Source organism: Armatimonadia bacterium, assembly GCA_039679385.1.
Classification (GTDB): Bacteria; Armatimonadota; Zipacnadia; order Zipacnadales; family JABUFB01; genus JAJFTQ01.
In genome coordinates this window covers 34888-58286 of the sequence record JBDKVB010000100.1, presented here as the reverse complement: position 1 = coordinate 58286, position 23399 = coordinate 34888, and the positions used below count along the sequence as shown (strand labels likewise).

Here is a 23399-nt window from a genome sequence, read left to right as displayed (position 1 = left end):
TTCGCCGCCTGGCGCGGCCGCGATGACCTGTGGCCGAAGCTCCAGCGACACCTCGACTTCGTGCGTGCGCAGTTTGTCGACCCCGAGTATGGAGGCTGGTACTTCACACCGGCCGAGGGCGGCCTTGCTCCTCGGAACTCGGCGAAGGGCAGCGTCTGGAAGATGGACTACCACGTTGTTGGAATGTGCGAGGAGGCCTTGCGGGTTCTGGGCGAGGACTGACACACGCCGCTGGTCACGACAGGGCCCGCACCGGAAGCTGTCTCGATGCGGGCCCCTTTGCTACTGTGCTGGCAAAGCTGCGCCGCTACTCCTCGACCGGCGTGAACTCGTCCTTGCCGACGAAGCACTCCGGGCAGACCCAGTCGTCGGGAAGGTCCTCGAAGGCGGTACCCGGCTCCACACCGTTGTCGGGATCGCCCTGCTCCGGATCGTAGATGTAGCCGCACACGTTGCATTCGTACTTCTTCATAGTTGGCGTCTCTCCTAGGAGTTCATGGGGCGTCAACGCTATCGTGTCAGACTACGCCTGAAGGGACTCGACAAGAGCCTGCCCACTCCTCTAGGACTTCGACTCCACCGCGCAGGTCAGCGCGAGGGCCTTGTCCGCGAGCATCTTGCCGGCCTCACGGCACTCCTGCAGCACTTCCGGCGTAGGTCGGTACTGGCACTCCAGCGGATCACGGAGGATCTCGAACTTGGTCTCCTCCAATTCGCGCTGAACAGCCGCTGCGCCACCCTTCGACCAGCCGTAGGAGCCGAAGCTGAAGCCCGCCTTGCAGATCGGTCGCAGGCCCTTAAGGTAAGTCAGGCCGCCGCCGATCACCGGCATCATCCCTCCGTTGAGGGTGGGTGAGCCGACGGCAATCGTTGCTGCATCCAGGGTCTCGGTGGCAAGCTCGGTGTAGTCGCCAGCGCGGATGTACAGCAGCTTCGCCGTGATGCCGGGCTGCGAGGCGCCTTCCAGGATCGCCCGCGCCATCATCGCCGTGCTCTCCCACATCGTGTCGTACACCACGAGGACCTTGGGCGACGGTTTGCAGACGACCCAGTCCTGGTAGGCCGCCAGAATCCGATCCATGTGACTGCGCCAGATGGTTCCATGCGAAGGCGCGATCATCTTGATGTCCAGCTTCGAGGCCGCCTCAAGCGCCCGCTGAATGGGCTTGCCCGCCCACATGATGATGTTGGCGTAGTAGGTCTTGGCTTCCGCTAACACGGTCTCTATCGGCTCTTCGTCATCAAACCGGTGGCACGAGGCGTAGTGCTGACCGAAGCCGTCCATCGAGAAGAGCAGGCCGTCCTGAGAGACGTAGGTCATCATCGAGTCCGGCCAGTGGACCATCGGCGTCTCAAGGAAGGTTAGCGTCCGATTGCCCAGTTCCAGCGTGTCACCCGTGCCGACGAGTTGCCAGTTCCAGTTCGAGGTGTCGTGGTAGCCACTGAGGATCGCCTGGCACTTCTTGTTGGTGACCACGGTTACCTGCGGACAGGCCTTGACGACGGCTCCCACCGACCCGCCATGGTCCGGCTCGGCATGGTTCACGACCAGGTAGTCCAGCTTTGCGAGCGGCAGCAGCTCAGTCACGCTCTTCAGCAGATGACAGGCGTAGGGCGCCTTCACCGTGTCGACCAGAGCGTTCTTGGTGTCGCGAATCAGATAGGAGTTGTAGCTTGAGCCGCGGCGCGTCTGGTAGCCGTGAAAGTCCCGGACCGTCCAATCCACGTAGCCGACCCAGTCGATGTTGGGGAACAGCGATCTCGTCATAGGAGTATCCCTTCCTGCAGCCTTCCGGCGCGTCCCGACGATCTCGACGCCCGAGTCCCCTTCTCACCAGCCTCCAACCACGCCGGACGTGCTGCTCTTGTGCGTGCCCTTGCCTGACCTACTTTATCTTCTTCGGCTCGCACAGGTCACCCTTCTTCTTCGAGATCGCGCCGCACTTCTTGCACTTGTAGTTCCCCGGCTTGTCCTCGTCCTTCTTCTTGCCCTTCAGACACATTCAGCTCACCCCGGGGCTCTTGGACATGCAAGGGTCCGGAGCCATCAGATGCACAGGGGAGACGACGCCGACTCCTGAGGCTGCCCCGGTTCGGCCCGGAGCGTCGTCCCCCCGTGTGCTGCTTCCGGTAGTTGCCTGGACTAGATCACGCCGGCGCCGACAGCCTCGGCCGGCAAAGTGAAGATGCGCGTCGCCAGTTCCCGGTCCTTCATCAGCAGCCCCTGTCCATTGTCGCCGATGAGCTTCAGCTCGAGGCCGATCTCGGTCGCACTGGCCTCCTCCTCAACCTGCTCGGTCACGAACCACTGCAGGAAGGCGACACTCGCGTGGTCCTTCTCTTCGGTCGCCATGTTCACCAGGTTGTGGATTCGCGAGGTCACGAACTGCTCATGCTCCAGCACGTGCTTGAAGGCGGCGAGCGGCGATTCCCACTCGTTCGGCGGGCCCTCAATCGGCAGCATGTGGGCTCGGCCGCCGACCTCGTTGAGGTAGGTGTACATCATCATCGCGTGCGTCCGCTCTTCCTTCACCTGCACGCGCATCCAGTTCGCAAACCCCTTCAGTCCCAGTGAGTCGAAGTACCCCGCCATCGCCAGGTACAGGTACTCCGAGTACAGCTCCTTGTTGATCTGCTCGTTGAAGGCGTCCTGCATCTTGGCGCTGATCATTCGGCGCTCGCCTCCCAGAGCCCATGCAGATTGCAGTGCTCCCGAGCCGTCACGGCGCTTGCCTCAAGGCAGAACTCGGCCTCCGGTGCGTCGCCCGGGTTGAGGAAGGCCTTGTAGGAGCGGCCGTCGGCGATCAGCTCGATGAACTGGATGTAGTGCTCGTCCAGCATCGGGTGGGCCACACTGCCGACCTTGACCTTGTAGCCCGACGCCGTCTTCTCGATGACCGGTACATGCTTCTCTGTCGCCGCATCCACAGTGTTGGCTTCCAGCAGCTCCATGCCACCGCCGCAGCAGTCGATATCACAGGACTCGCAGTCGCAGGGCACGATGACCTCGACAATCGCCCCGCAGTCGGCACACTTGTACATTTCCAGTTTGTCAGCCATCCGCGTCTCCCTCCGTCGCTGTCAGATTACCCGGGCTTGCCCGGGACTGTTGCTCTTGCCGGGGCGCTCTGCACCCGTCTAGTAGTTCTCGCCCAGGAGCTCAAAGTGTGCCTGGGGATGGTCGCAGGCCGGGCATACCTTCGGCGCCTTCGGACCCTCGTGAAGGTATCCGCAGTTGCGGCAGCGCCATACGACCGGTGCGTCCTTCTCGAAGACCTTGCCGGCCTCGATATTGGCCAGCAGGGCCAGGTAGCGCTTCTCATGCTGCTTCTCGGCAACCGCGATCGAGCGGAAGATCCGCGCGATGTCCTTGAAGCCCTCTTGCTCGGCGACCTCGGCGAAGCCCGGATACATGGACGACCACTCATGGTTCTCGCCGGCAGCAGAGGCCTTGAGGTTGCCTGCGGTCGTGTCGATGATCCCCGCCGGGAAGGCGCCGCTGATCTCCACGTCGCCGCCCTCGAGCAGCTTGAACAGCCGCTTGGCGTGCTCCTTCTCCTGGTCCGCGGTCTCGGTGAAGATCGCGCAGATCTGCTCGTAGCCTTCGGCCTTGGCCTTGCTGGCCGCGTAGGTGTAGCGGTTCCTGGCCTGCGACTCTCCTGCAAAAGCTGTGAGGATGTTCTTCTCGGTCTGCGAGCCCTTCAAAGCCATTGTCTGTCCCTCCTAGTTGGTCTGATCGGGTTGTGTTGCTTCGCGACAAGTCTGGCAGTACCCCTCAAACACAAGGTGATGCCCGGTGATCGTGTATCCACTTGCGACGTGTGCGCTCTCGTCCAGGTTCTCCGGGTCGGGAATCTCGACGTCGTCGACCCGCCCGCAGCCCAGGCACCGAACGTGGCAATGCTCCCTCACCACAGCGTCGAAATGGGCCGACGCAGTTCCCGCCTCCAGCTCCTGCACCAGCCCCAGTTCCTGCAGAACCGCCAGGTTTCGGTACACTGTCGCGAGGGTGATATGGGGCAACTCGTCCCGGACCTGGTCGAAGATCTGCATCGCTGTCGGGTGCGAAGTGGTGCCCTGCAGGAACTCGAGGATCGCCTCTCGCTGCCGTGTTACGCTCCGCCCCGTCCCCTTGGTCGCCTCGCTCAGCCTCTGCTGTGTCATGGCTCTCTCTTTTGATAATGTGATACATTCCTAATTATAGATAGCCTGGTTATGCATGTCAACCCCGTCCGCAAAAAAGGCGGAGGCAAGAGCGTCCTCAAGACGCCGCACGCCTCCGCCGGGATTCTGCCAGGACAGAAGTGAGAGTCGGGATAGGCCACGGTCAGACCCCTAACTCAGGGGGCCGGACCTGCTCGCCGCAGTGGGGTTCGGTGCAGGAGCGCCTTCGTCTCGGCTACAGGACCCCCTTGGTCGATGGCACGCCAGTCTTGCGCGGATCGATCTGGGTCGCCTCATCCAGGGCTCGTCCGAGGGACTTGAAGGCCGACTCCAGGATGTGGTGCGTGTTCCGGCCGGACTGCTGTATGACATGAATCGCCATCCCGGCGTTCGCAGCCAGGGCGATGAAGAACTCACGCGCGAGTTCCGAGTCGAAATCGCCCACCTTCTCTGTGGGCAGGATCAGGCCGTACTCCAGATGTGAGCGCCCGCCGAAGTCGACGACCACGGTCACCAGCGCTTCGTCGAGCGGCGCCATGCCGGTCCCGAAGCGGACGAGACCCTTCTTGTCGCCCACTGCCTTCGCCAGGGCTTGGCCGAAGACGATGCCCACGTCCTCCACGGTGTGGTGCGCATCGATGTGCAGGTCGCCGGTGGCCTTGAGGGTGAGGTCAAAGAGCCCGTGCTTGGCCACGTGGGAGAGCATGTGGTCGAAAAACCCGACGCCGGTGTCGATGTCGAACTCGCCGGTGCCGTCCAGGTTCAGGGTGAGCGTGATCTGGGTTTCCTTCGTCTCGCGGTTGAGGGTTGCGGTCCGCATCAGTTCCTCCAGCTTGCGGTGTCGGTGGTGCTCAGTAGGTCTGCTATCGCTGCCGGCGACGCACGGCCTCAGCATGGGCGGTCAGGCCCTCGCCCTCGGCCAGCTCAATCACGTCTCCAGCGAGTCGATCGAGACCGTCGGAGTTCGCGTAGATGACCGACGAGGTCACCAGGAAGTCATTGACTGACAACGGCGACGAGAAGCGTGCCGTTCCGTAGGTCGGCAGCACGTGACTTGGCCCGGCTGCGTAGTCTCCCAGCGGCACCGGCGCCTTCTCTCCGAGGAAGATGCAGCCTGCGTTTTCGATCCCCTCCAGCAGGTCAAAGGGGTCCTGCACCAGGATCTGCAGGTGCTCCGGGGCGATGTCGTTGGCAATCGCCACAGCCTGACGCAGCGTCTCCGTCACCACGACCAGGCTGCACTCCTCCAGCGAGCGCCGGGTGAGCTCCGAGCGGCCCAACTCGGAGAGCTGAGCTTCCACCTCAGTCTGCACGGCCGCCGCCAGGTCAGGGCTGTCGGTCAGAAGGATGACCGTGTTATCGCCGGTATGCTCGGCCTGGGTGAGCAGGTCGGCCGCGACTAGATCAGGCTGCGCGTGCCGGTCCGCGATGATCAGTGACTCGCTCGGCCCGGCGAGGGACTCGATGCCGACCACTCCGAACACATGCTTCTTCGCCACCGCGACCCAGGGCGAACCAGGGCCCACGATCTTCACGACCGCCTCAATGGTTTCGGTCCCGTAGGCCAGGGCCGCGATTGCCTGTGCGCCACCGATACGATAGGCCTCATCGACGCCGCACTCCGCAGCCGCCACCAGCATCGTCGGGTCCACTGAGCCATCGGTGCGAGGCGGGGTCGCCAGGACGATTCGCTCGACACCGGCTACCCGCGCCGGGATCGCGCTCATCAGTAGGGAAGAGGGCAAAGGCGCGTGCTTGGCTGGAGTGTAGATTCCGGCTGAGCGGACCGGGGTCACCTGGTGGCCCATTACGAGCCCGTCGAAGGTCTCCAGCCACGAGTGGTGCTTCGCCCGCTCCTGGAACCGCTGCACATTCTCGCGAGCACGCCGGAAGGCGCCGATCCAGGCCGCGTCGACTTCGGCATAGGCCGCCTGGATCTCCTCCTCGGTGATCGGCAGGTGCTCCGCCGTGAAGGTCGGGCAGTCGAGTTTCCGGGTGTGCTCGACCACGGCTACGTCTCCGCGGTCTCGCACATCCTCCATAATCTGCCGCACGCTGTCCTCGACCTCGGTCGGCACTTCCTCGAAGGTCCGGTGCCTCAGGGCCTCCAGAGCCGACAGGTCTCGCGAGCGTGCGTCAAGGGTCTTCATCAGGGCCATTTCCAGTTCCACCGTTCTAGGGGGCGGGAAGCCCGGCCGGGGCTAACCACCTGCTCTCGAGTGGGTGCTCACTGCTTCGGGGCTTGCCCGAAGTCACGAGCCACTTCCGAGCAGCCTCCTCTGTGGGCACGACACCGGGGTCGTCCGTTAAGCATAGCATATCGAGTCGCGGATTTGAAACTGCGGTCCCCGGGCCTTCTCGCGCGTAGAGGCGGAAGGTGAAGGGACCTTGGGGCAGTCGGAAGGTGATCGGCTGGCCGGGAGGCGCTGTCGTGGTGCCTGCGCCGCGGCCCGTCCAATGCCACTTCTTCTCGTTTGCGCCGCAGTTCCCCAGGGTCGGCTCAGCACCGAGCGTTACCTCTTCTTGCGGTGTCACGATCCCGAAGGAGTCGTCGGTCCCGCTCGGGTAGCGCACCCGTGCCCAGAGGGTCCAGCGCCCTTCGTGCGGGATTTGCACCGTGTACTCCGCATACCAGGGCTGTGGTGTCTCCCGGCTCTGCCGGCCGGTGCACACGATCACGTCACCAAAGGCCTCCGCCTCCCTGACACCAACCTTCGACCCCAGGGCCATGTGTCCTTCGAGTCTCTTGTAGTCCTCGGCCTGCACAAAGATCAGGGCCGGCGGCTTGATCTGGAGCTGTGAGCTCTCCAGCGCCTGCCGGAGTCGGTCCGGCGACAGGCCGGTGCACAGGAGCGTGGTCCGGAAACAGCCTATTGGGACCGAGATGCTTCCCTTCTGCGCCGTCACTCCCAGCCGCTCTCCCACAAGGTTCGTCGCCGTGACCTGCGACGCCTCAAGCGGGATCAGCAGTTGCCCCTCGCGCAAGGGGTGCCAGACTGTCGCGACGCTGCCGGTGCCGAGACTCCCGACACAGGCCCGTAGCTCCTGCAGAGCTCCCGTCAGCTTCAGCGGCGTCACCGATGCGAAGCTCACCTTTCCCGGTTCCTCGATGAGTGCGAAGTCTCTGCCGATCTCGCCCAGCTTCCGGCGGGTCTCCTGCGGCACCGACCCCGCCAGCCGCAGACGCTCATACTCGCGGACGAGCTTGAGAATCTCCGGCGTCAGCGGGTGCGACTCCATCTGCGAGAAACCGGTCTCCAGCGAGATCGGTGCATCCAGCGCCAGGGACTTGCCCAGCAGGTACTCGACTTCATCCAGTTGCAGCCCGTCGGTGTTGGCTTCGCGCGGCCAGATGCCGAACCAGCCCAGTTCACCCGGCATCATATCCTTGCACCAGGCCTCGACCTGCCGCACGGACTTGTCGATGTGGTCGCGGACCGTCGGCCACTTATCGAGCGGGACGCCGGCGAGGATGTTGCCATGAATCGTGTTGAGGTAGGTGTCGACGGTCGCCGCTCGTGCGTAGGAGTGCCATAGCGTGTGCGGCCGTACCGTGCCCATGTGGATGATTGGCCGGCGCGTGAACCGGCGCATCGTCTGTTCCTGGAAGTTCGCGCTGAAGTAGTTGAACCGCAGCGTGTTCACGTCCTCGCCGCCGTCGAAGTACACCATGTCGAAGCCGCAGTCGTTGAAGATGCCGGCGATGCGGTCGGCCACCTCGGCCATGAGAGTGGTCTCCTGGTCGATGATGTAGCCGTTGATGCAGCCATCCACGCCGTAGTGGACCGCCGCTTCGCCAGTCTTGTGGGCCGAGGCCTTCGTTCCCCAGGCTCCGCGCTTGCAGCCCAGGAAGCGGCTGCCCGACGGGTCGATGCTCTCGTACTGCACGATCTCGTCGCCGAGGATGACCTCCTGGTGCTTGGTGACCCCGCCTTCCCAGGTCTTCTGCTTCGACACGGGACTCCCGGGCCACTGGCTGAGGTCGTCCTTCACCGCGATCGTGGTCTGGTCGGCGGTCACGTCGGCGGCGAGAGCCGTCTGGCGGTCCTTCCAGAAGCGTCGATCGGGCACCGGAGTCACGTAGGGGTCGATCTTGGAGACCTTCGAGACGAAGCAGTGCATCCCGACCAGGATGCCGTGGGCATGGAGCTTGTCCACGACCGCCTTCAGCCCGTCCTTGCCGTGGGGGTAGCGCCCCTCGTTGAACAGGTAGTGGCCGACACTGCGGCACCAGGAGCCCGAGGCGATCATCACCTGCTTGATGCCGCTGCGCTCGCAATAGTCGACGACCTGGTCGACCTCGGACTCCCCGAAGGTGAGGAACCAGTAGGAGCCACGGCTCATGGCAAGGTCTTTGACCGGCGTGCCGTCGGCGTCTTCGTTGGTGAGCAGCCCGCAGGCATGGGACAGATCGCGAGCTACCCGCTTGAAGTCGGAGGTGGGGCAGACCACCACAGCCACTGCGGCGCCTTCCAGCTTCGGCCCGGGTGCGTCCTGGCTGAAGGCTCGCAGGAGCGCGAACTTGCCACCGCTCGCGCCGCAGTCCGTTTGCTGCGAGGCCGACAACAGCGCCACCGCCGTTCGATCATCCCAGGCGCAATCGAGCCGGGTGCCGATCTGGTCGGTGATGCAACAGGGGAGCTGCAGCAGCGTCACCGTCTGCGGGCGAGTGCCCTTGATCTCCACCAGCCGCAGCACAGGGCAGTCGGCTGCCGTGCTCACCTCGTAAGTTAGCACCGTGTCGGTCCCGGCGAAGCGCAGCGACAGCCGCTTACCGTCATAGCTCGCCCCCGAGGCCGCGAAGGTGCTGGCACCTGTCGTCACCCTCGCCACAGGCAGAGCCGCACCTTCGGCCATGCACCCGCGGTTACTCGTGCGGTCAAGCACAGAGCGCCAGGCGCCATCCTCGCCGATCACCAGCAGCATCCGGGCGGTCTCCAGCGTCACCTGTGCCTGCGCTGCCACGGCGAGACTGATCGTTGCCAGGATCAGGCATACCGCGAGCCCTGCGCGGCTCATACTCTCACTCCTCTTGGAGCCTTCCTCAGGGCGTCGCCTCGAAGGCCACTCCCAGGTTCTGGAGCAGGATCGAGACGATGCGCTGCTTCTTGGCAAGGTTCTGCGGCGTCTCGGCCTCGGCAAGACGGGTGATGCCCTGCGCATCCGGCTGCTGTGGTGCCGACTCAGCCGGTGCCATCGTCGCAGGCACCTTGACCTGATTCAGCACGAAGCCGCCCTTGCCCCGCGGATAGCGCACGAGCCCGCCGACATTGACCAGCGGGAACACACGGTCCCGGTACCAGTCGGGCAGCTCGCGCAGAATCTGCACGTTGTCGATGCCGACCAGCGGCATCTCCCGGTGGGTCCGGATGCTGCGCACCACCAGACCGACACTGCGCTCAGCGGTCGCTCCCTGCAATTGCACCTCGGAGGACAGGGCCGTCGCATCCGGCAGCACCATCGTCGCAGCGCGCTTGCCGTCGAGCTGCACTTCGAGGTCGCGGATTGTGTTGTAGTTGGCGTTGTTCCAGACCCGCACGCTCTCGATCTTGCTCGGAAGCGGCAGCGTGAACTCAAAGGGTGGCGAGCGGCTCGCCGGCCAGTCGCCATGCCAGATCTGGACGATGTAGCGCCAGGACTCGTCACCGGTCATCCCGTTGACCCAGTTGAAGGGGTCCTTGTCATCGAAGGTCGGCTTGTAGGGTTCGTTCTTCTGCCCCGGCACGCGACAGAAGGGGGCCAGGTCCGCGCCGTCCACACAGTAGGTGAAGACATCGCGCGAGATCCACTTGTCTCCGGTCCACGCCGCGAGGGTGTCGGCGGAGTACTGGACGACGTCGCGGTTGCCCAGTCCTGCCATCAGTTGGTCCGGCACCACCGTGACCCGCTCCATCCGGAAGGGGCGCATCAGGTGGCGGGTCCCGAGGAGGCTGTTGTACGCCTCGAGTCCGTCCGGCTCAAGGCCCCACAGCATCACCCAGCCTCCGCCCTCGGTGTAGCGGTCCAGTTGAGGACGCAGAGCGAGCAGGGCCTCCAGGTTCCTGCGTGATGCGCTCAGGACCAGCACCGGGTGAGCGACCGGGTCGAGGGCCTCCTGCAGCCTCGCCACCTGACTCTGGCGGCAGTGCAGGTCCGCAACCATCCTGGCGATGTCCGGTCGATCGGGTGCCCAGACCACCACCGACCGCGAGGGCGGCTCATAGCCGTCCGCGTAGCGCAGCATGTTGGCGAGGAGAACTCGCGCCGCAGGCTCCACGTCCAGCTTCGCTCCAAGGCGGAGTTGAGTGGCGAGAAGTTGGCCCTTGCCGCAGGGCATCTCCACCAGCGCCGTGCAGTCGAGGTTGTCACCGCACTCAACCCAGGAGCGACCGCCACCGGTCGGCTTCACCCACATCTTCTTGACCGTCGGCGGGTCACCCGCCCAATTGCTGAAGTCCTGGGCGCCCAGACCCGCGAGCATCGGAGTACCGAGGCCCTGTGCGAAGGCATATCCAGCGCCCACACCCGAACCGGGGACCTCGCGGTTGTTCCGTCGCTCCCGCAGCACCTTGAGGGGCGTCGGAAGCTCGGAGCCGTCGATGGGGTTCTCCTGCTCGAGGAAGATCACGCGTCCGCCGCCCTGGGCATAGCGCACGAAGTCTGCGACCGACTGCCCGGACTGCAGGAAGTCGGCACCCACAACGACAAGGCCGTCCGGTGTGGTCACGGCAGTGAGGTTGGTGACCTGCGTCGCCGCGACGCCCTGCCCCTTCAGCCAGTCGGTCAGCTTCGGCTCAGCCTCCAGCACAAACAGCGGTCGCTTGAGCGACAGCGAGAGCCCCTGCGGGAAGAACGCGAGTTGTTTCACGTCGCGGAAGGCCGGTGCACCCTCCTGACTTGCCTCCAGTACAAGCTGGGCCGGCGTGCGCTGCGTCACCTGGGGAAGGTTGCCGGACAGACTGATCTGCTGCGCGAAGCCGGGCTCGATCGTGAGGGCCTGCGTCCCGCCGAGGACTCTTCGCCCGTTCATCTCCAGCGACCAGGTGAACTTGACGGGCGCGGGTGAGAGGGTGTCGTTGAAGACCTTCAACGTCCGCGTCAGCTCTGTGCCTCCAGAGAAGGAGCCGTTCTGCTCCCGCACGAAGGCCGCCACCGGGGCCATGCTGATCCAGCAGTCCTCAAAGCCGTCCATGCCGCCCCAGGGGAAGAACATGGCAACGTCGTTCCAGCGGTAGCCCTCCATCAGAGAGCGCAGGTAGCGGGCGAACCCCTTGCGAGCCTCGTCGCGACCCATGAACACGCTATCGCCGCCGACCCACGCCCAGCTTGCATTGGTGCCGCTGAAGTAGGACATCTCGCCCATGACGAGAGGTCGTTTGCGATCCCACCACCAGGCGCCGTTGCGGGTCGTTCCGGTGTCATAGCGTTCGAGCGTGTAGGCGTTCTCGGGGTAATACTGGTGCTCGGCCTCAGCGTAATGCAGGCAGTTGATCTCCAGCGAGTTGTCGGCCAGCGCTCCGCCGCCGTCCAGCATGCAAGGGCGCGTCGGATCAAGACCATGCGCCACATCGACGAGGTACTTGCGAGCGTTGGCCTCTACCTGGTCCATGATCCCCGCGTAGCCCAGGCGCCCGTTGATCAGCAGCAGCTCGTTCTCCAGACTGTACACGACGATGGAGGGGTGGTTGCGGTAGGCCTCCACCACCTGCGCGGTGTGCTCGGCGAAGTTCTCCCACGTCACCGGGTTGCGCAGGTCGTAGTTGATGAACATCCCGTCGACCATCGTGGAAAGCCGCCCGGGGATCCCGTGCGTGTCAGTCCAGTCGAGTTGAGCGCTGCGCGGTCCGAGGAGCTTCCCGAGACCCAGGTCGGCGCTGAACCTCTCGAAGCGGTTGTTGCCCTTGCGGAAGTGCGCCAGTGCGAGTTCGGGCGTGTCCCCATCCAGCCCGCCGAGCAGGTTCCAGAAGTTGCACCGCACTCCGTTGATCCGCACGTAGATTCCGTCGAGGGTGACCTCGCGGAATCCGAAGCGCTGGTCGTGGGTGTCCGTCGGCGTCCCTGCGACGGAGACGGAGGTGTGCAGTCGGTACATGCTCGCGGGGTCCTGCCAGGGCCACCATAGCTTCGCCTCCGGCCAGGGCGAGGAGAGTGTGACCGTTGCCGTTCCGCCGGCAGGTACCTGGACGGTTCCGGCAGGAAGAGTCCTCTCCACCTGGCCGGAGCGATCAAAGACTGCCTCCGCCTTAACCGCAGCCTCCACAGCGCGATCCGTGGCATTGCGCAGTCTCACCTGGGCCGTGATCTGCTTGCTCGCGACGGCGGTCTGGACGAAGACGTTCTCGACGTAGACCCGCCCTGTCGAGACCAGGCTGATCGGGTCCGTGATCCCGAAGACGGTTCCGTCGGTGTCGCCCTTGGTCGAGGGGTACAGCGGCGCGACGAAGCGCGTCCACTTGAGGAAGCTCGTGTCGGCCATCGGCAGGTTGCGTCGCTCGTCGAGGGTGACCTTGTGGTACTGCGCGTCGATCGCGTACCAGCCGTCCTTGATGCCGATCCAGATCTCGTTGGTTTGGCCCGGCTTGAGGGCGGAGGTGATATCGCAGGCCCAGGGGATTCGTGTGCTCTTGTGCCAGCCCACGAACTGCCCGTTCACCAGCACCGAGGCGATCCAGTTGGTGCCGCCGAAGTGCAGGGAGAAGCTTCGACCCGCCAGCGAGGCCGGGACTTCTACACGGGTGCGGTACCAGACACGATGCGCCAGGTGGTGCAGGGGACTGGCCTTGAGATCGGAAGGCACCTGGATGCCGCGCCAGTGCGGAGCTGCAGGGACTTCGCGCACCGGCTCGTAAGTGCCCTGATCCATGTCGGGGTCATCGAACCGCGCGATCTGCCAGACGCCCTTCAGCGACAACGTCTGACGGCCCGTGCCCTCGGCCGCAGGCAACTCGAAGACCTGCTGCGCTGCCTGCCGGTCAAGGTCGCTGTCCGGCTCCTGATCGGGCTTCAGCGGACCGTCGGGCTGCCAGTTGCCTTGCGCGAGCGCAATCACATCGAGCGCGAGGATGAACCGCTTCCCGTTGGGCTTGTCGGCGAGAAGCTCCAGCACATGGGTTCCGGCCGTCAGGTTCAGGGCTCCGCAGTCATACCACCCGATCTCATACCACGTGCCGAGAGCGGTCAGATTCGTCGTGAGGTCCTGCGGGCTGATCGTCTTCCACTCGCCCTGGTCGATGCGCCAGTTGAGCGGTGCCCGCACAAACTCAAGGCCCAGGCGGATCCACAGATGATAGGATCCGGCCTGGGCCACTTTGAGGTTATAGACCAGTTGTCGCCCCGCGCCGATCTTGCCCTCTGCCACTTCCTGATCGGTGAGCGAGCCGACGAGAAGCTTGCCCTCACTCACGACCTCCGGCGGACCTCCGGAAGTCTTCAGGTCGAAGTTCGCCTCGTCGGCAGTCTCGGCTTCGCGCCACACGTAGGCAGGTTGAGCCGCCACAGCTACCGTCATCGCCAGGACCGACAGAACCATCACGGCACGAGCGCAGCGTCCCACGGGACACTCCTCCTGTCAGCGAAGGGTCGTTTTGTCGTCCGTCGTCAACGGTCGCGCGCCGGTGGTTGCCTCGGTGCCTACCACTTCCGCTGCAGCATCACCAGCGCCTGGTCGGTCGTCGAGACACGGAACAGGCCTGCGCAGAGCGTGCCCGGCATACACCTGTCGGGGTCACTGAGGATTCCGGCACAGACTGCACTTCGCGCCGTGACGCGCATATTCCTTCGACCTGGCCACGTTGTGGGGAAGGGAAGAATCGAGGCAGAAAAAAAGCCAGCGCGCGTCCCGGGGGGTGGCCGCCCGCTGGCCCATCGCCGCTCGAATCGGAGGATTCTCGCGGGACAACTGAATGTTACGAGGAGCCGGGGCTTGTGTCAACGGTCTGGAACCCTGTTACACATTTCCACAGGTAAACTTTAGGTGCGCTTAACTGCTCGTTGCGCCACGACACGCACTATCCATAGTTGGAGTAGAGCATCTGACCTAACACGGAACGGTCACGATGCCCGCACAAGGTGCGGGTCGAGCACGAGGGGAAATCCGCACTACAGACGGGGTGAGTGACTTCGCCCGGGGCTGATCCGTGAGCCCCTCGAGTGAACCGGGCGGGCACCACCGCAACTGCCATGCACAACGGGAGTGAAGCTGATGAGGGTCTACCTGATGACTGACCTGGAAGGGGTCGCCGGTGTCTGGAAGTTCGAGGAGCGTGACGACGTCTCCGCCGAGAACTTCGAGTACCGAATGCGTGCTCGTCGCTTGCTGACGCGTGAAGTCAATGCCGCGGTTGCCGGGTTCTTTGAGGGCGGCGCGACGGAGGTGATCGTCAATGACGGCCATGGCGCAGGCTACACCATCGACGTTGAGTTGCTGGACGAGCGCGTGACGGTCGTCCATGGCAAGGAGCGCCCTTTCTGGCTTCCTCTTCTGGACGCCACCTGCGATGCCACAGCCCTCGTGGGTGCTCATGCCAAGGCCGCAACTCCCCAGGCCAACCTATGCCACTCCATGAACCTGACGGTCCGCAACTACACCTTCAACGGCATCTCGCACGGTGAGATCGGGATGCAGGCAATGATCGCCGGTCACTATGGTGTCCCCATGATCTTCCTGTCCGGCGACGCCTACGCTTGTCGTGAGGTCGAGGGCTTCATCCCGGGCATCACGACAGCCGCCGTCAAGCAGGGCCTCTCACGACTCTCTGCCGCTTCGATGGCGCCACCGGCTGCCTGCCGACTGATCCAGGCCCAGGCGAAGAGGGCCATGGGCACGATCGGCCAAGTCGAGCCCTACAGCATCCCCGGGCCGCTGGTATTCCGTGACGAGCGCTACGCACCCTCCTTCGACCCGGAGAACCCGCCTGCCGTCGGCACGGTCATCGATGCCCACACCCTGGAGATCAAGGCCCCCGACATCATCGAGTTGTTCTACCTCAAGTATGGCTACCCGCGCTAGATGGTGGGGCCCCGGGTCGGCAGCGTCCCTGCGTCTCTCGAAGACGAGGTGACGGAGAAGGTGCAGCCGCTGCGAGTGCCGAATTGCCGAGGGCTCATGCACCCAGTGGCTGTGCCCAGCAAGCCAGGAGGAGTTCAGTTATGGCCAGCAAAGTGAAAGTTGCCCTGATCGGCGCCGGCGGGATGGCCAACAGCGTCCACTACCCGTCCCTGGCGACCTTTGACGATGTCGAGCTTGTCGGCCTGTGCGATCTCATGCCCGACAAGCTGAAGGCCACGGCCGAGAAGTACGGCATCAAGAAGACCTTCTCGGACTACAAGAAGATGATCGAGGATACCGCGCCGGACGCCTTGTACGTCCTCATGCCGCCTCATCATCTCTTCGACATCGCCATCCACGCGCTCACCAACAAGATCAACCTGTTCATGGAGAAGCCCCCCGGTGTCACGGCGGAGCAGACGCGGCAGATGGCACGCTGCGCTGAGCGCAACGGGTGTATCACCCTCGTGGGCTTCAACCGACGCTACATCCCCTTGCTGCGCCAGGTCCGCGACATGGTCCTCGACCGTGGCGGCCCCATGCTCCAGGTTCTCTCATGCTTCTTCAAGTGGCACACCGGCGGTCCCTACTACAACGGCGCGATCGACATCCTCTCCTGTGACGCCGTGCATGCGGTCGACACCATCCGCTTCCTGGGCGGCGACGTGAGGAAGGTCGTCGGAGAGGTCAGCTCCCAGGGCATGTCCTTCGACACCCGCTTCAACGCCCTGATGGAGTTCGAGAACGGTGCCGCCGGAATCCTCATGGCCAACTGGCGTGTCGGCGGCCGCATCCACCAGTTTGAGATGCACGCCGAGGGTATCTCGGCCTATGTCAACCCGAACGCCGATGCCCACATCTACGTGGAGGGCGCCGAGAAGCCGAAGCGCATCACCACGCAGAAGGCCGCCGGCAGCGATGAGTTCCGTGTCTTCTACGGCTTCGAGGGCGAGAACCGCGCCTTCATCGACGCAGTGAAGACCGGCCAGCAGCCCGAGACCTGCTTGAGCGATGCAGTGAAGACCATGGAGTTGGTGGACAGGATCTACCACGAGCGTCTCTAGAGGTGCCAACCCCAGAAGACAGGTCCGCGTCCCTCGGGGAAGAAGGAATTGGGGGCGCGGGAGGGGAATGAGTTCTGAGACAGTTAACTCCGAGCCCCTCAGGCTGCCCTCGTGCAGCGGTAAGGCGAGGGTCCAACCAGGGAGGATCAGCTAGCATGGCTAGTCAGCAAGCCAGCCCGCTGGCCATCGTCACCGCCATCATTGTCCTGCTGGTAGTCCTGTTCGTCATCTACCAGCTCACCTGGGCCAAGCATATGCCCGGTCCACAGGACAACGCCCAGATCGAGGTCGGCAGTGGCAGCGCTGCACCGGAAGCTACCATGAATGCCACCGGGGAAGCAGAAGGGCAGCAGACACTGGAGCCGGCCATCAACCAGGTCCTCTGACCCCTTGCGGTCGCGCCCTCGTCTTTCGGGGCTCGTCCGCAGCAGGGCAGAGGGCATAGCGCAAGGGTACCAGACACGGTTTGGGGGACAGGCTACACGTCTGTCCCCCTTGTCATGCCTGCGCAGTTTCGCTTGCGGAGCTCGCCTTACCTGGGAAACAGCTCCAGCGCGCAGTCCGTGTACTTACGCACCGTGCGAGCGTCGATGCGGTCCACGCGTCCTGTGGCCTCGGCGCTGTCGGCGTAGTCTGCCCGCGTGAACTCGACTCTGATCTCATAGGGCTTCTGCGGCTGGAAAGGCTTGGCCTCGTGCACGATCGCGATGGCATCGTGAGCGGCCTGCCGGATCCGTGCGTGAGCTTCCTCCACCGGCAAGGCCTCGGCCCGCTGGCGGCCCACTCCACGCTTCACTGCCGCCGTCTTGCAGGGCCGGAAGAAGTCGTGCGCCTCCTTGCAGGCGGCCTCGTCCCCGCTCATCATCACCAGCGGCACGCCGAAGTGCCCGGCAACCAGCGCCCACTGTGCCAGCTCGCCCATCTTGCGCCCGTTGATCGAGTAGTTGTACCAGGCCAGCGAAGACTGCGTGTGGTCGAGGAACGCGTTCATCGTCCCGGCCATCGCGTGGGCTCCGATGAAGTAGGTCGCATCGCAGCGCTCATCGAGAATGCCCCACCACTTCTTGTTCGGCTTAAGGTCATGCTGGGCCCGCGGGTCGAGCATCTCGACGATGAAGTTGTTCCCGCCGCCGTGGCTGTCGAGAACGATGACCTCCGTAGCTCCTCCCGCGAAGGCGCCGTCAACCGCCGCGTTCAGATCCCCCATGAGCAACTCGCAGCTTCGCCGGTAATCCTCGCTGTCACGCGGCACCATCTCGCCGCGGTCGATTCCGCTGATGCCCTCAAGATCGGTGTGGATGTAGATACGCATAGTAAGACCCCCTGCTGTGAAGTCTCCAGGCACCGGGTGGTTCCTCGTGAAGGGCTCCTCGCCCTGCAAGCCGATGCGTTGCGGCCCGCTCCACTTCTCATCGACCCTCGCTTTGCGCTATCATTGGTGCATTCACCTTGCCATGACAGGAGTGTGCTTGGCCTATGTCCGTCCCCTTGAGTCTTGATGACCAGGGCTTCAGTCGCCTGGTGTCGCCCCGGGTTGCGCAGGTCCGCCTCGGCGAGATCAGCACCGCCCTTGCCACAATCCGCGATCAGTTTGTCAGCGAGAACGCAGCCGGCCTGTCCGTGCTGGAGCAGAACCTCCGGGCCTGGACGACCCTCCATACCCGCAATGACCTGACCGAGCGGTCCTTGCAGGTCGCAGAGAGGGTCCGCGCGGGCTTCGAGGTCTTCGTGCACGTCGGCATCGGCGGCTCAGACCTCGGCCCTCGCGTCTGCCATGAGGTCCTCGATCACACGCTGTACAACGAGCTCTCGGCCGAGAGGCGCGGCGCACCGCGCCTCTACTTCACCGGCGACACCTTCGACCCGCGGCCCTTGCGGGAGCTTCTTGGAATGTTGGAGGCCCAGGGCGCGCTGGGCCGAACCGCCTTCAACATCGTCAGCAAGTCCGGCAAGACGCCCGAAACGGTCTGCACCCTTCTCGCGATCAAGGACCGACTGGGCGAGAACTGGACGAAGCAGGTCGTGTTCACCACCGGCGAGCGCCCCGGCGACAGCATCCTTTTCGACCTCGCCGCCGACAAGCGCGAGGAGTTCCTGGGAATCCTGCCGGTTCCTGAGGGCGTTGGCGGGAGGTTCTCGGAGCCTTCGCCGGTGGGCCTGCTGCCCCTGGCCGTGGCGACCGACAGCAATCTCCAGACCCCGCAGGAGCGGGTCGAGCAGGCGATGGCCGGCTACGCCCGGGCCCATGAGTTGGGCCTCCTCGATCCCGAGGACCCGCAGAATCTCGCCTTCCGCCTGGCACGCTGGCTTCACCTGGCTGAGGAGCAACTGGGCGTCGGCTCACTGGTGCTGTACGACTACTCCGGTTGTCGGATGCTGGGTGACTGGCTGGTCCAGCTCTACACCGAGTCCATCCAGGAACGCGGCGGCGGCCTGAATGTCATCGCCTCCCGTGGGCCAACGAGCAACCACTCCCTGCTCAACGGGATCATCAGCGGCCCTCGCGACAAAGCGATCCTGTTCCTGCGCTGGGGAGACCTGGGCGAGGACCTGGACGTGCCCACCGACACCTCCCTCGGCGGCGGCGTGGATATCTTCATGGGCCGGAGTATGGCAGCGCTGCAGGAGGCCTCTTTGCAGGGCACGGTAAGCGACCTTGCTCGCAACGGCGTTCCGGCCATGGTGCTGACAGTGCCGGCTCGCGACACCTACCACCTGTTCCTGCTCCTGCGCCTTCTGATGGACATGGTGGCTGTGAAGGGGCGGCTGCAGCAGCTCCATCTCGCGGCCGACGGACAGATCAACTTCCCGGGCGAGCTCACCTATCTGCAGGCAGGCGTCGAGGGATACAAGCACGCCATGCGCGACTGCCTGAAGAACCTCTGAGGAGCGCACGGGCATCAAAGGCGCCCCTGCATGCCGCGAAGTCACTGGCGCAGGGCCCTTGACTTCTCGTCGCGGTTCCGGTACATTGATGTCAAGGTAAGGAGCGACCATTCTATGGACTGTGCCAAGAGAAGCCATCGAACCTGGTCTTGGCGTCGCACGCGATAACGCGAGCGACCCGCCATCCTGCCTGTCTATACTAGACACCAAGGCCGTGGGCACTCGCAAACGCCCACGGCCTTTTCCGTATCTGGATCGTCGTCACCAGGCCGTGGGCAGCGTATCGCTCACGGTCTTTTCCGTACCCGGACGTAGATCGCCCGGCGAATGACTGCAGAGGATGTGACAGGAGTACACCATGCGAGCCCTATCTGGTATCCAACCCTCCGGCGAGTTCCATGTCGGCAACTACTTTGGCGCCATGAAGCAGTATGTCGACCTGCAGAACAAGGCCAATGAGGGCTACTACTTCATCGCCAACTTCCACGCGCTGACCACCATCCACGACGCGAAGGAGCTGCGCCGCCTGACCCAGGATGTCGCGATGAACTTCCTGGCCTTCGGGATCGACCCGAAGCGCAGCGTCCTCTTCCGGCAGTCGGATGTGCCCCAGGTCTGCGAGCTCACCTGGATGCTCTCCTGCGTGACGCCCATGGGCCTGCTCGAGCGCTGCCACGCCTACAAGGACAAGGTGGCGCAGGGGATCCCCTCCGACCACGGGCTTTTCGCCTACCCGGTGCTCATGGCCGCCGACATTCTGATCTACGACTCCGACGTGGTCCCAGTCGGCAAGGACCAGAAGCAGCACGTGGAGGTCTCCCGTGACCTCGCCCTCAAGTTCAACGAGACCTTTGGTGAGACGCTGAAGGTGCCGGAGCCCTACATCATGCCCAACGTCGCCGTGGTCCCCGGCGTCGACGGTCGCAAGATGTCCAAGAGCTACGGGAACCAGATTGCGGTCTTCGACACCGAGTCCAGCATCAAGAAGAAGATCATGAGCATCGTCACCGACTCCACTCCGGTGGAGGACCCGAAGGATCCGGACAAGTGCAACGTTTTTGCCCTGTACAAGCTCTTCGCCACACCGGAGCAGACAGCGGACATGGCCGAGAGGTACCGCAAGGGCGGCCTGGGCTATGGGACCGCCAAGAAGGAACTGGTGCCCCTGGTTCTGGACTACTTCGCCGACGCCCGCAAGCGCAAGCAGGAGTTGGTGAACGATCCTGGCTACGTGGAGGACGTGCTTCGTGAGGGTGGCGCGAAGGCCAGGGAGACCGCCTGCGAAGTGCTCGAGCGCTGCCGGAAGGCCACGGGGTTCTAGACGCAACAGGCATCTTGGCAACCGGGGTGTGTGCCGCCGTTTGCACCACAGGGCGCGCACCCCCGCAGCCGGGACAAGATGGTTCGAGACGTCTTTCCCGTCTTGCCCCGGCTGCGCTCCGACGCAGAGCCTGCCACCTTTTCGGGGCGGCCAGGTTGGGCGTACTGCAGACGCCCGAAAGAGGCACGCGACAGCGTGCTCACCTGCTCTCCAACGCCGCGATCAGGTGACCGGCATCGGACTCGTACGCAGCCGCCGCGCGCGTGGCCTTAGTTTTGTTCGATCCTGGCTGGTTGGGTGGGGACGCCTGCCTACCGGCCCAGCAAAGGAGATGACCCGCATGGCTTCCATAGCACACCGGCCGCACCCCGGAGCTGCGATGGCGCCGTGCTGTTGGCGCCCGGCTCGCCCACGGTTCTCCGGAGCTGCCACTGCGAGCTGGGCCCGGTAGCGGGATCCGGCCTCCCGTCCTATCCGCAACCCCGCCACGCTAGGATGCAGGGGAATTGACCTCTGCGGTAGAATGGACGCAGCAGTTCCAGTGCGGGCACACCCCGCATCCCCCGGAGGACGCCATGAATGTCACCAAGCTTTCCGGCTGGGTGCTTATCGTCTTTGCCGTCATCTATGCCGTGGTCACGATCATCAGCTTCAGCCCCAAGTACGCCGCCGCCAGCCACATCGGCGAGAAGGCTTCCGACTACGGTCTCCAGACCACGGGCACGAACCTCCGCTTCCAGATGGGATCCGAGCTCCTGGTCGACGTCCTTTGCATCGGACTCCTGGTGATCGCGGGCTGGTGGTTGACCACCCAGGAGGTCGTGCAGATCGCCTGGGCAGTGATCGTGGGCCTCGTCCTGCTCGCATCGGTGGTGGTCCGGACGACACCGATAGTGCCACTCAATGTGCTCACCTTATCGCCTGGTGCTGCCTTCTATGGTGCGCAGTTCCAGGCGGTGGTGACCGGCGACCCGGCCACCAAGTACGTGGTCATGACCCGCGAAGAGGCGGGGAAGATGAGGCCGGCCCTGGTCTCCACCGCGACCGGGCAGAAGATCGGCGAGGTCGTGCTGGACCTGCGCAATCCTACCGGCTACCAGAAGTTCATGAGTTGCACGACCTACCCGGTGACCATCACTGGGACCATCGCCGGAACCTCCGGGATCGCTGCGGGACGAAGCTCGCGAACCGTCGCCTTCCTACACGTCCGAGACGCATACATGGGGATGCCGCAGAAAAAGTGAGGCCGGCCCAAGACGGCAGGGGACAGGCGTCAGAGCCATACCCACTTGTACCGCTCCTGCCGCTCGCCGAAAGCCCTGGCCTCAGGCTGGTACTCCCCGCTGACGCCTGAAAGCCTGATGTCGGTTAGCCCGGGGATAGCCCCTGCCTCCCCTGGTGCGCCGCAGGAAGGGTGTGCGATGCCCACCTACACCCCCTCACTTGACGAGTTTACGGCTCGGGCCGAGCAGGGCAACCTCGTGCCCGTCTACCGCGAGATCATCGCGGACCTCGAGACCCCCGTCTCCGCCTTCCTCAAGCTCAGAGCCATGGGCGACGAGAACGCCTTTCTGCTCGAGAGCGTCGCTGGAGGCGAGAATCTTGCCCGCTACTCCTACCTGGCCACGAACCCCTCGCGCGTCCTCTCCAGCAAGGGCCGGGAAGTCACCCTCCGCGACGCCAAAGGGGAGCACCGGTCCGAACTGCCGGCCGGCCAGGACGCCCTGCATGTCTTGTCCCAACTCCTCAAGGAGTACCAGTTCGTCCCTCTGCCAGGTTGGGAGCGTTTCCCCGGCGGTGCGGTCGGCTATCTCGGCTATGATATGGTCCGGTTCTTCGAGGAGCTGCCGGAAGAGAACCCCGACGACCTGGACCTGCCCGACTGCCAGTTCATGCTTGCCGACACCCTCGTCATCTTCGATCATGTTCTGCACCGGGTGCGCATCCTGGCGAATGCCCACATCGGCGACGACCCGCAGCAGGCCTACTGGGATGCCATCGAGCGCATCGAGAAGGTCGTGGCGGCGCTGCAGCATCCACTCCCTGAGAGAACGCCGACCGCACCGGCCAGGGCACGCATTCCGGAGGATCCCTCAGCACTGCCCTCGACCATGACGCGAGCCCAGCACCGGGCTGCGGTCCTCAAGGCCAAGGAGTACATCTCCGCGGGCGACATCATCCAGGTGGTGCTCAGTCACCGGATGCAGGCCGAGGTTAGTGTTGACCCCTTCGACCTGTACCGGGCCCTGCGGGCCATCAACCCCTCTCCCTACATGTACTACCTGCAGTTCGGCGACCTCAAGATCATCGGTTCGTCTCCTGAGATCCTGGTCACCGAGGACGCTGGCAAGGTCAGCACTCGACCCATCGCCGGAACTCGACGTCGCGGCAAGACAGCCGAGGAAGACAAAGCGCTCGAAAAGGAATTGCTGGCCGACGAGAAAGAACGCGCCGAGCACATCATGCTGGTCGACCTGCACCGCAACGACATCGGGCGAGTGTGCAAGCCCGGCACGGTGAAGGTCGACGAGTTGATGGTTGTGGAGCGATACAGCCACGTCATGCACATCGTCAGCAACGTCCTCGGTGAGCTGGACGACGACCATGACCAGTTCGACCTGCTCCGTGCGACCTTCCCGGCGGGCACCCTCTCCGGCGCCCCGAAGATCCGGGCGATGCAGATCATCGAAGAACTGGAGCCCGTCCGACGTGGCCCCTATGGAGGGGCCGTCGGCTACTTCGGCTTCTCGGGCAGCATGGACACCTGCATCATGCTCCGCACCATCGTAATGAAGGGCAACACCTGCTACATGCAGGCGGGCGGCGGCATCGTCGCCGATTCGGTGCCGGAGACTGAGTACCAGGAAACCCTCATGAAGGCCGGTGCGCTGCTGGACGCGGTGCGCATGGCCGAGTCCGGTCTGATCTGAACCTTCGC

The 23399-nt window shown here is 64.3% G+C and carries 20 protein-coding genes; 8 read left to right on the top strand and 12 right to left on the bottom strand.

Features of this window, described 5'->3' with window-relative positions; genetic code table 11:
* On the top strand, positions 1 to 222 hold a 222-nt coding region (locus tag ABFE16_12025; protein MEN6346017.1), incomplete at its 5' end, for a hypothetical protein.
* 85 nt (positions 223 to 307) lie between these two features.
* Here ABFE16_12025 and rd read toward each other — a convergent pair.
* The 11 genes from rd to ABFE16_11970 form a co-directional block, all read right to left on the bottom strand.
* Complete coding sequence (gene rd, locus ABFE16_12020) at positions 308 to 472, bottom strand: rubredoxin (GenBank protein MEN6346016.1); 165 nt, start codon at positions 470 to 472, stop codon at positions 308 to 310.
* A gap of 90 nt (positions 473 to 562) precedes the next feature.
* Complete coding sequence (locus ABFE16_12015; GenBank protein ID MEN6346015.1) at positions 563 to 1768, bottom strand: FprA family A-type flavoprotein; 1206 nt, start codon at positions 1766 to 1768, stop codon at positions 563 to 565.
* A 375-nt stretch (positions 1769 to 2143) separates the two neighbouring features.
* Positions 2144 to 2671: a ferritin gene (locus ABFE16_12010; GenBank protein ID MEN6346014.1), complete on the bottom strand. Its 528-nt coding sequence runs from the start codon at positions 2669 to 2671 to the stop codon at positions 2144 to 2146.
* Positions 2668 to 3060 carry a desulfoferrodoxin gene (locus ABFE16_12005; GenBank protein MEN6346013.1) on the bottom strand — a complete coding sequence of 131 codons (393 nt, stop codon included), beginning with the start codon at positions 3058 to 3060 and terminating at the stop codon, positions 2668 to 2670. The genes ABFE16_12010 and ABFE16_12005 overlap by 4 nt, the downstream gene beginning before the upstream one ends.
* Before the next feature lie 78 nt (positions 3061 to 3138).
* On the bottom strand, positions 3139 to 3711 hold the full coding sequence (gene rbr / locus ABFE16_12000) for a rubrerythrin (protein MEN6346012.1): 573 nt from the start codon (positions 3709 to 3711) through the stop codon (positions 3139 to 3141).
* Positions 3712 to 3723: 12 nt separating this feature from the next.
* Positions 3724 to 4164 (bottom strand): transcriptional repressor, encoded by a 441-nt coding sequence (locus tag ABFE16_11995; protein MEN6346011.1) that lies wholly within the window; start codon positions 4162 to 4164, stop codon positions 3724 to 3726.
* Between the two features lie 235 nt (positions 4165 to 4399).
* On the bottom strand, positions 4400 to 4984 hold the full coding sequence (gene hisB / locus ABFE16_11990) for an imidazoleglycerol-phosphate dehydratase HisB (GenBank protein ID MEN6346010.1): 585 nt from the start codon (positions 4982 to 4984) through the stop codon (positions 4400 to 4402).
* Positions 4985 to 5027: 43 nt separating this feature from the next.
* Positions 5028 to 6314 (bottom strand): histidinol dehydrogenase, encoded by a 1287-nt coding sequence (gene hisD / locus ABFE16_11985; GenBank protein ID MEN6346009.1) that lies wholly within the window; start codon positions 6312 to 6314, stop codon positions 5028 to 5030.
* A gap of 25 nt (positions 6315 to 6339) precedes the next feature.
* Positions 6340 to 9183, bottom strand: coding sequence for a hypothetical protein (locus tag ABFE16_11980; protein ID MEN6346008.1), 2844 nt, complete (start codon positions 9181 to 9183; stop codon positions 6340 to 6342).
* Positions 9184 to 9208: 25 nt separating this feature from the next.
* Complete coding sequence (locus tag ABFE16_11975) at positions 9209 to 13696, bottom strand: sugar-binding domain-containing protein (protein MEN6346007.1); 4488 nt, start codon at positions 13694 to 13696, stop codon at positions 9209 to 9211.
* 77 nt (positions 13697 to 13773) lie between these two features.
* Positions 13774 to 13914 carry a hypothetical protein gene (locus ABFE16_11970; protein MEN6346006.1) on the bottom strand — a complete coding sequence of 47 codons (141 nt, stop codon included), beginning with the start codon at positions 13912 to 13914 and terminating at the stop codon, positions 13774 to 13776.
* 430 nt (positions 13915 to 14344) lie between these two features.
* Here ABFE16_11970 and ABFE16_11965 point away from each other — a divergent pair, with 430 nt between their 5' ends.
* The 3 genes from ABFE16_11965 (at position 14345) to ABFE16_11955 (ending at position 16640) form a co-directional block, all read left to right on the top strand.
* Entirely contained in the window at positions 14345 to 15151 is an 807-nt protein-coding gene (locus ABFE16_11965) for a M55 family metallopeptidase (GenBank protein MEN6346005.1), read from the top strand.
* A gap of 140 nt (positions 15152 to 15291) precedes the next feature.
* Complete coding sequence (locus tag ABFE16_11960) at positions 15292 to 16254, top strand: Gfo/Idh/MocA family oxidoreductase (GenBank protein ID MEN6346004.1); 963 nt, start codon at positions 15292 to 15294, stop codon at positions 16252 to 16254.
* A gap of 155 nt (positions 16255 to 16409) precedes the next feature.
* Positions 16410 to 16640, top strand: coding sequence for a hypothetical protein (locus tag ABFE16_11955; GenBank protein MEN6346003.1), 231 nt, complete (start codon positions 16410 to 16412; stop codon positions 16638 to 16640).
* A gap of 146 nt (positions 16641 to 16786) precedes the next feature.
* Here ABFE16_11955 and ABFE16_11950 read toward each other — a convergent pair whose 3' ends face one another.
* Positions 16787 to 17566, bottom strand: a complete 780-nt coding sequence (locus tag ABFE16_11950) for a M55 family metallopeptidase (protein ID MEN6346002.1) — start codon at positions 17564 to 17566, stop codon at positions 16787 to 16789.
* Positions 17567 to 17730: 164 nt separating this feature from the next.
* Here ABFE16_11950 and ABFE16_11945 point away from each other — a divergent pair, with 164 nt between their 5' ends.
* From ABFE16_11945 to trpE, 4 genes are all read left to right on the top strand, one after another.
* Positions 17731 to 19140, top strand: coding sequence for a hypothetical protein (locus ABFE16_11945; protein ID MEN6346001.1), 1410 nt, complete (start codon positions 17731 to 17733; stop codon positions 19138 to 19140).
* Positions 19141 to 19498: 358 nt separating this feature from the next.
* Positions 19499 to 20461 carry a tryptophan--tRNA ligase gene (trpS, locus tag ABFE16_11940; protein MEN6346000.1) on the top strand — a complete coding sequence of 321 codons (963 nt, stop codon included), beginning with the start codon at positions 19499 to 19501 and terminating at the stop codon, positions 20459 to 20461.
* 575 nt (positions 20462 to 21036) lie between these two features.
* Positions 21037 to 21705, top strand: a complete 669-nt coding sequence (locus ABFE16_11935) for a hypothetical protein (GenBank protein MEN6345999.1) — start codon at positions 21037 to 21039, stop codon at positions 21703 to 21705.
* 177 nt (positions 21706 to 21882) lie between these two features.
* Entirely contained in the window at positions 21883 to 23391 is a 1509-nt protein-coding gene (trpE, locus tag ABFE16_11930; GenBank protein MEN6345998.1) for an anthranilate synthase component I, read from the top strand.
* The last annotated feature ends 8 nt before the right edge of the window (positions 23392 to 23399 follow it).